Below are 13,274 nucleotides of genomic sequence, written 5' to 3'. Positions count from 1 at the left end.
TAAATGTTGCGCGTTGATCGAAGGACTTGTCACATGAGCGATAGCTTCCGCCTTACCCTTGCCCAGTTGAATCCAACCGTGGGCGATTTCGCAGGCAACGCCGCTAAGGCACGCCACGCGTGGCAGCAAGGCAAAGACGCAGGCGCCCAAATGGTGGCCCTGCCCGAAATGTTTATGACCGGCTACCAAGTGCAAGATTTGGTCCTAAAGCCCATTTTTACTGAAGGTGCTGTGGCCGCCGTCGAACAACTTGCCCTTGATTGCGCCGATGGCCCAGCGGTCGGCATCGGCCACCCCGTCTTTATCGACGGCGCGCTCTACAACGCCTATTCCATTCTGGAGGGCGGCAAAGTGAAGGCCCGCTCGCTCAAGCATGAATTGCCCAACACCGGCGTCTTTGACGAGCGCCGCTTGTACGCCGAAGGCCCGCTTGGCGGCCCCTATTCCATCGGCCCGTTGCGCATCGGCTCGCCTATTTGTGAAGACGCGTGGCATGAAGATGTGTCTGAGACCCTCACCGAATCCGGCGCGGAAATCCTGCTGGTGCCCAATGGCTCGCCCTACTATCGCGGCAAACATGACATCCGCCTCAACCACATGGTCGCCCGCGTCATTGAGAACGATCTGCCGCTGGTGTACCTCAACATGGTCGGCGGTCAGGATGATCAGGTCTTCGACGGCGGCTCCTTCGTGCTGAACCGTGGCGGCAAGCTGGCGCTGCAACTGCCCGCCTTCGACGAGGCAATCGCACATGTCGACTTCACCCGCGACGCCGACGGCTGGACGGCGGTTGAGGGGCCTAAAACCGCCCAACCCGATGCCTTCGAGCAAGATTACCGCGTCATGGTCGAATCCCTGCGCGACTACATGCGCAAAACCGGCTTCAAGAAGGTGCTGCTTGGCATGTCTGGCGGCATCGACAGCGGCTTGGTCGCCACCATCGCCGCCGACGCCCTTGGCCCCGACAATGTACGCTGCGTGATGCTGCCGTCCGAATATACCTCCGAGCATTCGCTTGAAGACGCCTCCGAGGCCGCCCGCCTGCTTGGCACCCGCATCGACACCGTTCCAATCGCCGGCCCACGCGCCGCCGTAACCGAGGCACTAGCACCACTGTTTGCAGGCACCGACGAGGGCCTGACCGAAGAAAACATCCAGTCCCGCCTGCGCGGCGTGCTGCTGATGGCCCTGTCCAACAAGTTCGGGGAAATGCTGCTCACCACGGGCAACAAATCCGAGGTCGCAGTCGGCTACGCCACGATCTACGGCGACATGGCGGGGGGCTACAACCCGATCAAAGACCTCTACAAAATGCGGGTGTTTGAGACCTGCCGCTGGCGCAACACCAACCACCGCGAGTGGATGATGGGGCCAAGCGGCACCGTGATCCCCCAGCGCATCATCGACAAACCCCCGTCGGCCGAGCTGCGTCCAGACCAAAAGGACGAAGACAGCCTGCCGCCATATGAGGTGCTTGATGACATTCTGGAGCGCCTCGTCGACAAGGATCAATCCGTGGCCGAGGTCGTCGCCGCAGGTCACCCCCGCGACGTGGTGAAAAAAATCGAACATCTGGTCTACATCTCTGAGTACAAACGCTTCCAATCCGCCCCCGGCGCGCGGCTGACGGATAGCGCGTTCTGGCTGGACCGCCGCTACCCGATTGCCAACCGCTGGCGTGATGACAGCTGAGGCCAAAAACGTGCTGATCCTTGGGGCCTACGGCCTCATTGGGTCGGCCATCGCGCGGCATTTGGCCCGCGCAGGCCACCGCGTCACTGGCTTGGGCCGCAACCCTGCCACCGCGCAAAAAGTCCTCCCCAATGTGCCGTGGCGGATTGCCGACATGGCGGCCCTTACATCCGCGCAGGACTGGCCCGCACATCTATCTGATGCGGATGTCGTGATTAACTGCACCGGCGCATTGCAGGACGGCCCCCAAGACGATCTGGAGGCCGTGCATCACCACGCGCTCAAAGCCCTCTCGTTGGCATGCGCCGCGCATGATGTGCAACTCGTCCAAATCTCCGCCATTGGGGCCACGCTGGACGCGGCCACCAACTTTATGGCCTCCAAGGCGCGTGGCGATGCGGCGATCAAAGCATCTGGCTGCCACCACCAAATCCTACGCCCCGGCTTGGTCTTGTCCGATACCGCTTACGGCGGCACCGCAATGCTGCGCATGTTGGCAGCAGTCCCATTGATCCAGCCACTGGCCTTTGCCGACGCACCGATCCAGACCGTGTCCACCACCGACATCGCCCGCGCCGTTGAGGCCGCGGTGTCGGGGCAAGTTCCCAACGGCTTTGAGGGCGACTTGGTGGAACCCGACGCCCGCCCCTTGGCCGAGATCATCGCCTCCATGCGCCACTGGCTAGGCTTTGCTAAAGCCACCAAGACGGTCGCGATCCCCCCCGTGATATCGCGCGGCATGACCAAATGCGCGGACGCTCTGTCCCACCTCGGATGGCGCTCGCCCCTTCGCAGCAACGCCGTCCGCGTCCTACAAGGCGGCGTGACGGGCGACCCCATACCGTGGCGTGCGTTGGGCCTCGCGCCGATCTCCTCGTTAGAAGAAACCCTACGCGCCATGCCCGCCCGCGCCGAGGATCGCCTGTCCGCTCGCATCAGCCTTGTGATGCCAATGCTCGTAGCAACCCTATCCCTGTTCTGGCTGTTGTCCGGCCTCATCGGGTTGGCCCAAGCCAACACCGCCGCCGAAGTCTTGCAAGATGTCGGCTGGCCCTACCCGCTGGCCGTCCTCAGCGTGGTGTTTTGGGCCATTGTGGACATCGCCCTTGGTCTAGGCATTCTCATCCGCAAACACGCGCCCAAGGCATGTTGGGCCATGATCGCCGTGAGCCTGTTCTACCTCGGGGCCTCAACCCTGTTCACCCCGCATCTATGGGCCGACCCGCTTGGCCCGCTGGTGAAGGTGCTGCCCGCAATCGCCTTGACCCTTGTGACACGCATCACGCTGGAAACCCGCTGATGGAGTGGCTCGACCTATTGCGGTTCGCCCATGTGTTGGGGGCCTGCGTACTGATCGGCACCGGCGCGGGCATCGCGTTCTTCATGATGATGGCCCACCGCACAAATGACGCCGCCAACATCGCGCACACGGCGCAGGCCGTAGTCATTGCCGACACGCTGTTCACCGCGACGGCGGCAATCGTTCAGCCCATCACGGGGTCGCTGCTTGCATCCGCGTTGGGCTGGTCATTGCTGGAAGGCTGGCTGGTCGCGTCACTGGCCCTCTATGTGGTCATTGGCCTGTTCTGGCTACCGGTGGTCTACATCCAAATCCAAATGCGCAACGAGGCAAGGCGTGCGGTCGCATCCGCAACCCCGCTCGGGGAACGCTACCACAGATTATACCGCATATGGTTCGCCTGCGGCATCCCCGCGTTCCTCGCCATCGCGGTGCTGCTGTGGTTGATGCTGATGAGGCCCAGCCTGCCAATCTAGCGCAGCACGCGCTTGTGAGTTGCAGCCAACCTGCGGATTTGGCACCAATTCGCTATGAAATTCATAAGCGCCCTGTTCACCGCCCTCGCCCTGACATCCACACCTGCGCTCGCGTGCGGTGCCGACACCGACTGCAAGCTGGGCGACCGCACCTACCGCGTGGCAATGCCGGAGGGGCATACGAGCGCCGAACCCGTGGGGGCTATCGTGTTCTCTCACGGATATCGCGGCACGGCGGCGGGACTGATGCGCAACAAGAACCTGCGCCGCACGATCTCTGACATGGGGCTGGCGTTCATCGCTCTGAAATCCAAGGAAGACGACTGGGTCTTGCCCAACTCGCCGCGCCACATGGATAGCGACGGCTCGGACGAGTTTGAATACATTGACGCCGTGATCTCGGATGCCACAAAACGCCTGCCCATCGACAAGACTCGCCTCGTCGCGGCGGGCTTTTCGGCGGGGGGCATGATGACTTGGAACCTTGCCTGCGCACGCTCCGATCTGTTTGCGGGGTTCGTCCCGATATCGGGCACCTTCTGGCTCAACGCGCCTGACACCTGCGCGGGGCGGGTGGCCAACATTATCCACATCCACGGGGACAACGACCCGACCGTGCCGCTGAACGGGCGAAAAATCCTCAGAACGCACCAAGGCAAAGTGTCGGAGGCCTTGGACATGTACGCCACCTACGGCGGGTTCAAACCCACCAAGCCCAGCAAAACAGCACGCCTGACGTGCGAAAACAACGCCAATGCGTCGGGCGACTTGTTGAACTTTTGCTTGTTTGAGGGGGGCCACAGCTTCCGCAGCGAAGACCTGCGCTATGCGTGGGGCATCTTGGCGGACGCGGGGCGGCTGTAACCAACCGCCCCAAGCCTAACTAAAGCATCATCTGGTAGCTCATCGGGACATACTCGAAGCCATCGTCCTTGTTGGCCACATAGCCAATCGCAGGGAACGGCATGTGGTAGCCCACCATTGGCACGCGGTCTGCGGCCAACATGCCCAGCACCTTGCGGCGCGACTTGGCGGCGGCTGTTTTATCCATGTCGAAACGCACTTCCCAATCCGGCTTGGCCAAGGACCAAACGGGGTGATTGGCAAGGTCGGCAATCAGCATCAATTGCTCTCCGTTGCTCTCAATCATGTAGCCCATGTGACCAGGTGTGTGGCCGTAAGCCGCCATCGAAGTGATCCCCGAGGCAACAGATGCGCCATCGTCGATCATGGTCATTTTCTCAGACAATGGGGCAACCTTGGCCTTAAAGCCGTCGTTGTCCGCTTTGGACCAGTGGTTGTGCTCAGCCGAGCCTGCAATGTAGGAGGCGTTCTTGAACGTCTCACCGTCGTCGCCCATCAGGCCGCCGATGTGGTCGCCGTGCATGTGCGTAATAACCACTTTGTCGACTTGGTCCGTGGTGTAGCCTGCGGCCTCAACAGCCGAGGTGATGCCCTTGGCGTTCAGGCCAGTGTCGAACAAAATCAGCTCACCGCCAGTGTTGATCAAGGTTGGCGTGAAGAAGAATTGCACTTTGTCTGCAGGAATGAACGCGTCTTCGGATGCCTTTGCGAATTCTTCTTCGCTAACGTTCATGCCAAAAATGGTTTGCGGCTCTTCGCGGGCAGCAGTGCCAGCCAACAGCGTGGTCACCTCAAAATCGCCAAGCTTCACACGGCGAGATTTGGCAATGTCCAAGCCCTTCATTTCCGCCTTGGCGGCAGCGGCGTGTGGGAGTGCGGCGGCAAGTGGAAGGCTGGCCCCCAATGACAGGGCGGCGCGTCTGGTTAATGACATGGCAATATGCTCCTAAAAATTTGTGATGTCGGCTGCACCAAACAATGTCTCGAATTGAAACACTAATCAACTGGATGTGAGGACAGCCAAGATATGGACAAATGCGAGCCTTTGTGGTTCACGAACGGCAACCCGAAAAGGACCGATCCATGACCGTCACTCGCTTCGCCCCATCCCCGACCGGCTACATTCACGTAGGCAACCTGCGTACCGCGCTGTTCAACTACCTGATTGCGCGCAAGGCTGGCGGCCAGTTTATTCTGCGCCTTGATGATACTGACCCAACACGCTCGACGCAGGAATATGCGGATGCGATCAAGGTTGATCTGGAATGGCTGGGCATTGAGTGGGACCGCGTGGAAACGCAATCCTCCCGCCTAGAGCGCTATGTCGCCGCCGCCGACGAGCTGCGCGCAAACGGGCGCTTCTACGAGGCCTTTGAGACCCCGACCGAGCTGGACCTGAAACGCAAAAAGCTGCTGAACATGGGCAAACCGCCGGTGTATGACCGCGCCGCCTTGGACCTGTCCGACGACGAGACCGCCGCCCTGCGCGCGGAACGCGGCAACGGCGTTTGGCGCTTCAAGCTGGACCAACAGCGCATTGAATGGGCCGACGGCATCATTGGCGACGTGTCTATCGACGCGGCCTCCGTGTCTGACCCCGTGCTGATCCGTGGCGACGGGCAATTCTTGTACACGTTGGCCTCCGTGGTGGATGACACTGAAATGGGCATCACCAATGTGGTGCGCGGCTCTGACCACGTCACCAACACGGCGACCCAAATCCAGATCATTCAGGCCTTGGGCGGCACGGTGCCAAGCTTTGCGCACCATTCCTTGCTGACCGGCCCACAGGGTGAGGCCCTATCAAAGCGCCTTGGCACATTGTCCTTGCGCGACCTGCGCGACGCGGGCGTGGAGCCGCTGGCGCTTTTGTCCCATATGGCGCGCCTTGGCTCGTCCCAGCCTATTGAGCTGCGCAGTTCCATGGACGAGCTGATCGAAGGCTTCGATCTGAGCCACTTCGGCGCAGCCCCGACCAAGTTTGATGAGCAAGACCTCTACCCGCTGTCCGCGCGCCACTTGCAGGCGCAAAGTGCTGACGCGGTGAAGGCCGATCTGGACGCCCTGTCCATTCCTGCCGACAACCAAGAGGCCTTCTGGAACGTCGCACGCGAAAACATCACAACCCGCAAGGACATCGCGGGCTGGTGGGACTTGTGCCTGAACGGCGCTGATCCGGTGGTGGACGACGAGGACAAAGACTTCGTCGTCGACGCGCTGGCCATGCTGCCCGACGCGCCCTTCACCGACACAAGCTGGTCCGAATGGACGAAGGCCGTGAAGGAAGCCACAGGCCGCAAAGGCCGCGGGCTTTTCATGCCGTTGCGCAAGGCGCTGACAGGTATGGATCACGGCCCTGACATGGGCTCGCTGATGCCGCTGCTGCAAAAGATCAAAGCGAAGGTGTAAGTCCCCCTTCACTCGACAAGGACCATTTAATGAAACAAGTCGCTGTAGGTCTGCTGTGTTGGTTTATCCCAACACTAGCAGTTTGGGCTGCGATCATCCTACTGCCCTTCAATGTGTCCGAGATGTTCTTCTACCCTAGGAACGGCTGGAACAGTCTCGCCGTAGCATTTTTGTGTATCGCCACCCCCTGCTGCGTGGCGGCAGGGCTTACACTTTTCCTCGCCTCGGCACAAAAAACCCAAACCCCAGACGCTCCTTTGGTCCATTGGAAGCACCTTTGTTATCATTGGAATTGTTTTCACAATATGGTTGTCGCTTATCCAAGTCGTCGGCAGCTCATCTTTCGAGAGAAGCTACCCCAAATTAACGTTCATGTTGGTAGTAGTGGCGCTTCTCTTGCCCATTCTTACGTTCCTATTTCTGCCACTCATTGTAGTGCACGAGCACCGCGCGATCGTTAAGGGGCCTTGGTGGCCTGCCCTTTTGGCAATACTAGGCCTTCCCGCGATCATGATGATTGTGACGCTTGTCAGCGGAACAATCGTGGCGCGTCTAGTCGGCGATCTCGCCGCGAGCATGGGCGGACATTACCACACCTGGCTTAACGCCACTGATCCGGGGGTTATCTGCGCGATTGCTATCGCAAGCACAGTTTTAGTGAGCCTTCGTTGGTCCAAAGAGCTCAATAAGGCTCAAGTGCCGCTGCAGGCTGGCAAATAGCGCCAAATCTAAAGCTGCTCCAACGTGTCCAGCACCAATGGAAGTGGCGCCATAACATGGGGCAGATACGAATCAAGCCGATAGATCGGCGCCCCTATTCGTTCGGCAAAATCATTCAAAAATTCCGATGAATTGATCATTGAGTTCCCGCAATGGATCAACGCCGCACGAGGGCGCTTGTTGGTGTTTGCGGACGCGTGGGCCCAGTCCAAGCAGGTGACACTGGCATCCCGCCACGGTCCATCGTGCTTGTTCTGTGCCACATCTTGAAAATTCGCCTCAACCGCCCGAATGCCGTCCGCGTCTTCAATCTCGTCAAGCCGAATCCCCAAAAGCGGGTGCACAACCGAATACCGGTCCTCCATCTTTTCCATTTTGCTAAGGGCAAGCCCAAACATGAATTTGACGGTTTTTGGCGCATATAGGCACGCAAGCCCGAAGGTTTTCATTTTGCCCGAAAACCCCTTGATCGCATCCCGAGATAAAATAGGCGGAGTGACTTCCAGCCCGACAATCATCTGCACGCGTTCGGGGTGCTGCAAGGCCAGCGGATACCCCACCGAAAACCCGTCCGCGGCACCATAGATTGAAAAGGAGCTTATCCCCTCATGGTCCACAATCGCCATCACGTCATCCACGTGATCTTGCAAAAGATCATCTTTGATTTTCGCATTCACGGTTGAGGCACCACGCCCCGCACGGCTTATGCGGATCACTTGCCAGCCTCGGCGCAGCGCAAGATTGCGGGCCTTTTCGGGCCAATGACGCCCCTCCAGCAATCCATGGAGATGCACCAGTGTTTTCTCCGAACGCGGCCCGTCGATTTCGTAACAAATAGTGCGCCCGTCGGGCCGCAGAAGGGTGCGCCCCCCCTCCCCATTCCTCGTTGTTCGCTCTACTTGCTGCGGCGGCATAAGGTTTGCCGCCTGATGAACAATGCGCAATATATCACCCTGAGAGCTCACGCCCAATTTGTTGCTCAGTGTTTTGACTTGGCTGCGGGTGGTCTCCCATGACTTTCCCAAACGGTCAGAGATTTCGCGGAGTGTACCCCCTGAAATCAGCTCCGACACCAACGTGAATTCGGCGTCAGTCAAATCGAAACTGTCCGACACAAATTTCGAGATGATCGAATGAAACTCGGCTCCCGTGCGCTTCAGGATGAAGCCCTCTTTCGTCGGGGCTTGGGATAAAATAGCCAGCTCGGCCCCCTGCTCGTTGAAAACACGCATTAGCAGGGCCTTGGTCGATGCTTTGGACGATAACCAGTGATTCAGGGCCTTGAGGTCTTCGGCCCCGATTTGGTCGTGGATGGCCTGCTCGACGTCTGCTTGGCTTTTAAAATAGGTCTGCTCAAGGTGCGGCATCTCTTCGGCGGGCAGTGGCTCTGGCGTCGAGATTTGCCCGAGCAGCCGCCAAGCGTGCTCAGCGTGATAATCCAACTTCGGCGCAATCACTTCGCCACCCTCGTCGTCCAGCCATGAGGTCAACATTTCCATCACTGAATCAAGCTTGTCCGGGTCCGTCAGGCATTCATAGAAGCCGAGCAAAACCGGCCCCAATTCGGGGTCTTGATCCAGCGTCATGTCATTCCCCCATCCGCCATATTTGGCTGCCGATGGCGGCACTGTAATTATATTTCTGGGTCAACGCAGCCCCATAAAGTGATACTTTTCAGCCACGGTTCCGGCGGTGATGGAGATGGATTTCTAATATCACCCAAACGGGTGACTCGTAGCTTTTGACCGCGCGTTATGAGACGGGCGTTGCGTCGTGTTGCCAAATGATGCGGTAAGGGGTGAAAAGCAAGTTGTGCGGTATTCATCAGTAATGATGAATAAACATCTTTGGATGGTTTGGGCCAATCTCGATGGTCCAAAAGGACCGAAGTTGTCCGTGCGGAACAGACCTAAGATTTTCTACGCCCTTTGAGTGAGCCCATGATTTGGCAATGCATTACCTACGCAACAGATTGTGTTAATCAGTGTCAAACGGGGTCCCTTTTTGGGATCCCGTTTTTTTAGTGATTAGCTGCCAGCGATCCAGCCGCGCATCAAAGCTAATGCCTCTGGGCTATCCCATTCCGCATCACCGCTCATGCGGGCCACTTCGCGCCCGTCCGGCCCAATCAGAACCGTCAATGGCAAACCGCGGCCGCCAATGTCTCGTACGAACTCCATCTTCGGGTCGAACAGCTTGGGCAGGTGAGACAGCTCTTTTTGCTTAAAGAACTGATCAACGGCAGGTCGCGAGTTGCGGCCTGCAGCCACAGTCACCACCTCAAAATTGGCCCCGCCAAGTTCGGCGCCCAGCTCATTCAGCGCAGGCATTTCCTTGACGCAAGGTGCGCACCAAAGCGCCCAGAAGTTCAAAACAACATGTTTCCCACGGTAGGCGGACATATCGGTAGGCTTGCCCTGCGCGTCATAAAAGACGGTCGTCGCCACCGCGCGGCTTTCACCATGGGTTTGCAACCTCACCAAATCCCCCTTTGCGAGGGATATGAGCGCCGAGGTATCGGCCACCGCAGTGTTTGCACCCGCGGCTAGGCCCGCGTATAGCACCAGAAGCTTTAAGTACCGCATTTAACTACTCCAAAAGGCCAGTCCATGACCGACCAGAAAAAAGACGCATCCAACGCCATGTGGGGCGGGCGCTTCGCCGCCGGCCCAGACGCTATCATGGAGGCCATCAATGCCTCCATCGGGTTTGACCAACGTTTCGCCCAACAAGATATCGAGGGCTCACGCGCCCATGCCGCCATGTTGGGTGCCAAGGACATTATCACGGGTAACGATGCCGAAGTCATCAGGGAAGGCCTCCTCACGGTCTTGTCAGAGATCGAGACCGGAGAGTTCCCGTTTTCCGCCGCCTTGGAAGACATTCATATGAATGTGGAATCCCGTTTGCGCGAACTTATCGGCGAACCTGCTGGCCGCCTGCACACTGGCCGGTCGCGCAACGACCAAGTGGCATTGGGCTTCCGGCTGTGGGTCCGCGACCAAGTGGACGCGGCCATCGTCAGCATCAAAGCGCTGCAAAAAGCGCTGGTCGCACAGGCCGAGGCGGGGGCCGATTGGGTTATGCCCGGTTTCACCCACCTGCAAACGGCGCAGCCTGTCACATGGGGCCACCACATGCTGGCCTACGTCGAGATGTTGGGCCGCGACGTGTCCCGCTTCGAGGACGCCCGCACACGCATGAACGAATCCCCCCTTGGGGCGGCGGCGCTTGCAGGGACCTCCTTCCCAATTGACCGCGACATGACATCCGCCGCTTTGGGCTTTGATCGCCCCGCCGCCAACTCGTTGGACGCCGTGGCCGACCGCGACTTCGTGCTCGACTTCCTTAGCTCCGCCTCCATCTGCGCGATGCACCTGTCGCGTCTGTCCGAAGAGCTGGTGATCTGGTCCTCCGCGCAATTCCGCTTTGTGACGCTCAGCGACCGCTTCTCCACCGGCTCCTCCATCATGCCGCAAAAGAAGAACCCCGACGCCGCCGAGCTGATCCGTGCCAAAATCGGACGCATCTACGGGGCCAACACCGCGCTGATGATCGTGATGAAGGGCCTTCCCATGACCTATTCCAAGGACATGCAGGAAGACAAAGAGATGACCTTTGACGCCGCCGACAGCCTAATGCTGGCGCTGGCTGCGATGACTGGCATGGTGGCGGATATGACCGCCAACCAACCCGAGCTGGAAAAAGCCGCCGCCTCCGGTTTCTCAACCGCGACGGATCTGGCTGACTGGTTGGTCCGCGCCTTGGACATGCCATTCCGCGAGGCCCACCACGTCACTGGCACGCTGGTAAAACTGGCCGAGGACAAGGGTTGCGACCTGCCCGACCTTAGCCTTGCTGACATGACCGGCGTTCATGCTAAGATCACGCGGGACGTCTTCGACGTTCTGGGCGTGCACAACTCGGTCGCCAGCCGCACCAGCTATGGCGGCACGGCCCCTGATAACGTGCGTGCGCAGGTGGCTGTTTGGAAGGAAAAACTGGCATGAAATACGTGATCTCACTGTCCACTGTGGCGATGCTCGCCGCATGTGGCATCGACGGCGAGCCCAGCACGCCAGAGCCTGTAGCCGCGACCAAATCCGGCATCTCCATCACGGGCCGCGCCGAGGTAGGTCTGCGCAAAAAGTGGTAGGCTGACGCCACTTCTAACAAAATAGGCGGCCCACCGCCGCACGTGCCGCTTGCAAATGGACAGCGACGCGGGTGAAGTGAATAAACAGGTGCGGACAACCCGCCACGACAACGGTAAGTGAGAGTATGGAAAAGATCCCAATGACCCCAAAGGGGTTCAAGGCGCTCGACGAAGAGCTGAAAAACCTCAAGGTGGTGGAACGCCCTGCAATTATTCAGGCCATCGCCGAAGCCCGCGAGCACGGTGACCTGTCCGAGAACGCCGAGTACCACTCCGCCAAGGAGAAGCAGTCCTTTATCGAGGGCCGCATCAAAGAGCTGGAAGGCATGATCAGCCTCGCTCAGGTCATCGACCCCAAAACGCTGTCGGGGACCATTAAATTTGGCGCGACCGTGAAGCTGGTGGACGAAGACACCGAGGAGGAGAAATCCTACCAAATCGTGGGCGAGCAAGAGGCCGACATCCACAATGGCCTGCTCAACATCGCCTCACCTTTGGCGCGGGCATTGATCGGCAAGGAAGAGGGTGACAGCGTCGAGGTGAAAACTCCCGGCGGCACCAAGGACTACGAGATTCTGGAAATCATCTACGCATAAAAGCTACGGCACGGACAGCACCAACATGCCAGACCAAGAACCAGAGATCATCACAGAAAAACCCATGGAACTGGGTGTCTACGCACGCCCCAAACGCGGGTTTGCGGCGGCGGATATGATTGCCGTTGGCCTGTCTGCCATGTGGCTGGTGTTGGTGGGCATCTACTTCATGTTTATGGCCCCAGCCGAGGAAACCAGCCAAGGGACTTTCCTTGTCGCGATGTTGGCAATACTCCTGCCCATCGCGTTGATCTGGATTGGTGCCACAGTAATCAAAACCGCCCGCGTCATGCGCGAGGAGGCCGCACGACTGCAATCCGCCATCGACGCCATGCGCCAGGCGTATGTCTCGCAGGCACAAACCTCGGGTATGGGCGTCAAACCCGCCGTAGAGCGCAAGCTGGACGAGATCGCGACGGCCACGAAGCAAACCCAAAACGCCGTGGCGACATTCGCCACATCCCGCCCCTCAGCGGTGGAGCAAACGGCCTCTCACCCTGCGTTGGTCAAGCCCGGCGTGACGACGGACAGCCAGCCCGCCTTGGCCTTGGGCACGCCACCACCAAATACCGCAGCCCCCCTGTCGGTTACCGATTTCATCGGCGCGCTTAATTTCCCCGAAGATGAGAACGACGTCGAAGGCTTCCGTCAATTACGCCGCGCTTTGGCGGATCACGAAAGCTCCAAACTGGTGCGTTCCTCGCAAGATGTTCTGACATTACTCAGCCAAGACGGCATCTACATGGACGATCTGACCCCCGACCGGTCCCGCCCCGAGTTGTGGCGGATGTTTGCGACGGGCGAGCGCGGCCCAGCGGTGGCGGGCATCGGCGCGGTGCATGATCGGTCCTCCTTGGCGCTGGCCTCCGGCCGGATGCGCTCCGACGCGGTGTTCCGCGATGCGGTGCACCATTTCTTGCGCCAGTTCGACAAAACCTTCGCCAATTTCGCACCCGTCGCCAGCGACGAAGAAATCACCAAGCTGGCGGACACCCGTACCGCGCGGTGCTTCATGCTGCTTGGCCGCGTGACCGGAACCTTCGACTAAGACGATGTGTTGA

13 protein-coding genes are annotated in these 13,274 nt (G+C 59.3%); 10 read left to right on the top strand and 3 right to left on the bottom strand.

Annotated elements, in window-relative coordinates; all coding sequences use genetic code 11:
• Nucleotides 1–33: 33 nt before the first annotated feature.
• From ABJN86_RS09355 to ABJN86_RS09340, 4 genes are read left to right on the top strand one after another with little or no spacing between them, the layout of a single operon-like run.
• Nucleotides 34–1,692, top strand: coding sequence for an NAD+ synthase (locus ABJN86_RS09355; RefSeq protein WP_348366573.1), 1,659 nt, complete (start codon nt 34–36; stop codon nt 1,690–1,692).
• Nucleotides 1,682–2,992, top strand: coding sequence for an SDR family oxidoreductase (locus ABJN86_RS09350; protein WP_348366571.1), 1,311 nt, complete (start codon nt 1,682–1,684; stop codon nt 2,990–2,992). The genes ABJN86_RS09355 and ABJN86_RS09350 overlap by 11 nt, the downstream gene beginning before the upstream one ends.
• Nucleotides 2,992–3,468, top strand: coding sequence for a DUF2269 domain-containing protein (locus ABJN86_RS09345; RefSeq protein WP_348366569.1), 477 nt, complete (start codon nt 2,992–2,994; stop codon nt 3,466–3,468). The genes ABJN86_RS09350 and ABJN86_RS09345 overlap by 1 nt, the downstream gene beginning before the upstream one ends.
• Nucleotides 3,469–3,522: 54 nt before the next feature.
• Nucleotides 3,523–4,332: a prolyl oligopeptidase family serine peptidase gene (locus ABJN86_RS09340; protein ID WP_348366568.1), complete on the top strand. Its 810-nt coding sequence runs from the start codon at nt 3,523–3,525 to the stop codon at nt 4,330–4,332.
• A 19-nt stretch (nt 4,333–4,351) separates the two neighbouring features.
• Here the strand turns inward: ABJN86_RS09340 and ABJN86_RS09335 are convergent, their stop codons facing one another.
• Nucleotides 4,352–5,266, bottom strand: a complete 915-nt coding sequence (locus ABJN86_RS09335; protein WP_348366566.1) for an MBL fold metallo-hydrolase — start codon at nt 5,264–5,266, stop codon at nt 4,352–4,354.
• Between the two features lie 149 nt (nt 5,267–5,415).
• On the opposite strand from ABJN86_RS09335, the gene gltX reads away from it, so the two are divergent.
• Together gltX and ABJN86_RS09325 are read left to right on the top strand one after the other, a co-directional pair.
• A complete protein-coding gene (gltX, locus tag ABJN86_RS09330; protein WP_348366564.1) occupies nt 5,416–6,741 on the top strand; it encodes a glutamate--tRNA ligase in 1,326 nt (441 codons plus the stop codon).
• Nucleotides 6,742–7,137: 396 nt separating this feature from the next.
• Complete coding sequence (locus tag ABJN86_RS09325; protein ID WP_348366563.1) at nt 7,138–7,461, top strand: hypothetical protein; 324 nt, start codon at nt 7,138–7,140, stop codon at nt 7,459–7,461.
• Nucleotides 7,462–7,469: 8 nt separating this feature from the next.
• Here ABJN86_RS09325 and ABJN86_RS09320 read toward each other — a convergent pair whose 3' ends face one another.
• Nucleotides 7,470–9,047: a hypothetical protein gene (locus tag ABJN86_RS09320; RefSeq protein WP_348366561.1), complete on the bottom strand. Its 1,578-nt coding sequence runs from the start codon at nt 9,045–9,047 to the stop codon at nt 7,470–7,472.
• A 441-nt stretch (nt 9,048–9,488) separates the two neighbouring features.
• Complete coding sequence (locus ABJN86_RS09315; protein WP_348366559.1) at nt 9,489–10,046, bottom strand: TlpA disulfide reductase family protein; 558 nt, start codon at nt 10,044–10,046, stop codon at nt 9,489–9,491.
• Between the two features lie 24 nt (nt 10,047–10,070).
• Here ABJN86_RS09315 and argH point away from each other — a divergent pair, with 24 nt between their 5' ends.
• From argH to ABJN86_RS09295, 4 genes are all read left to right on the top strand, one after another.
• Complete coding sequence (gene argH, locus ABJN86_RS09310) at nt 10,071–11,471, top strand: argininosuccinate lyase (protein ID WP_348366558.1); 1,401 nt, start codon at nt 10,071–10,073, stop codon at nt 11,469–11,471.
• On the top strand, nt 11,468–11,617 hold the full coding sequence (locus tag ABJN86_RS09305; protein ID WP_348366556.1) for an argininosuccinate lyase: 150 nt from the start codon (nt 11,468–11,470) through the stop codon (nt 11,615–11,617). The genes argH and ABJN86_RS09305 overlap by 4 nt, the downstream gene beginning before the upstream one ends.
• Before the next feature lie 125 nt (nt 11,618–11,742).
• Nucleotides 11,743–12,213: a transcription elongation factor GreA gene (gene greA / locus ABJN86_RS09300; RefSeq protein ID WP_348366554.1), complete on the top strand. Its 471-nt coding sequence runs from the start codon at nt 11,743–11,745 to the stop codon at nt 12,211–12,213.
• Between the two features lie 25 nt (nt 12,214–12,238).
• On the top strand, nt 12,239–13,261 hold the full coding sequence (locus ABJN86_RS09295; protein ID WP_348366552.1) for a hypothetical protein: 1,023 nt from the start codon (nt 12,239–12,241) through the stop codon (nt 13,259–13,261).
• Nucleotides 13,262–13,274: the final 13 nt, after the last annotated feature.

The sequence above is a fragment of the Litoreibacter sp. genome (assembly GCF_039974535.1).
In the GTDB taxonomy this organism is placed as follows: domain Bacteria; phylum Pseudomonadota; class Alphaproteobacteria; order Rhodobacterales; family Rhodobacteraceae; genus Litoreibacter.
The sequence above is the reverse complement of the archived record's forward strand: the minus strand, read 5'-3'. Positions and strand labels throughout refer to the sequence as shown.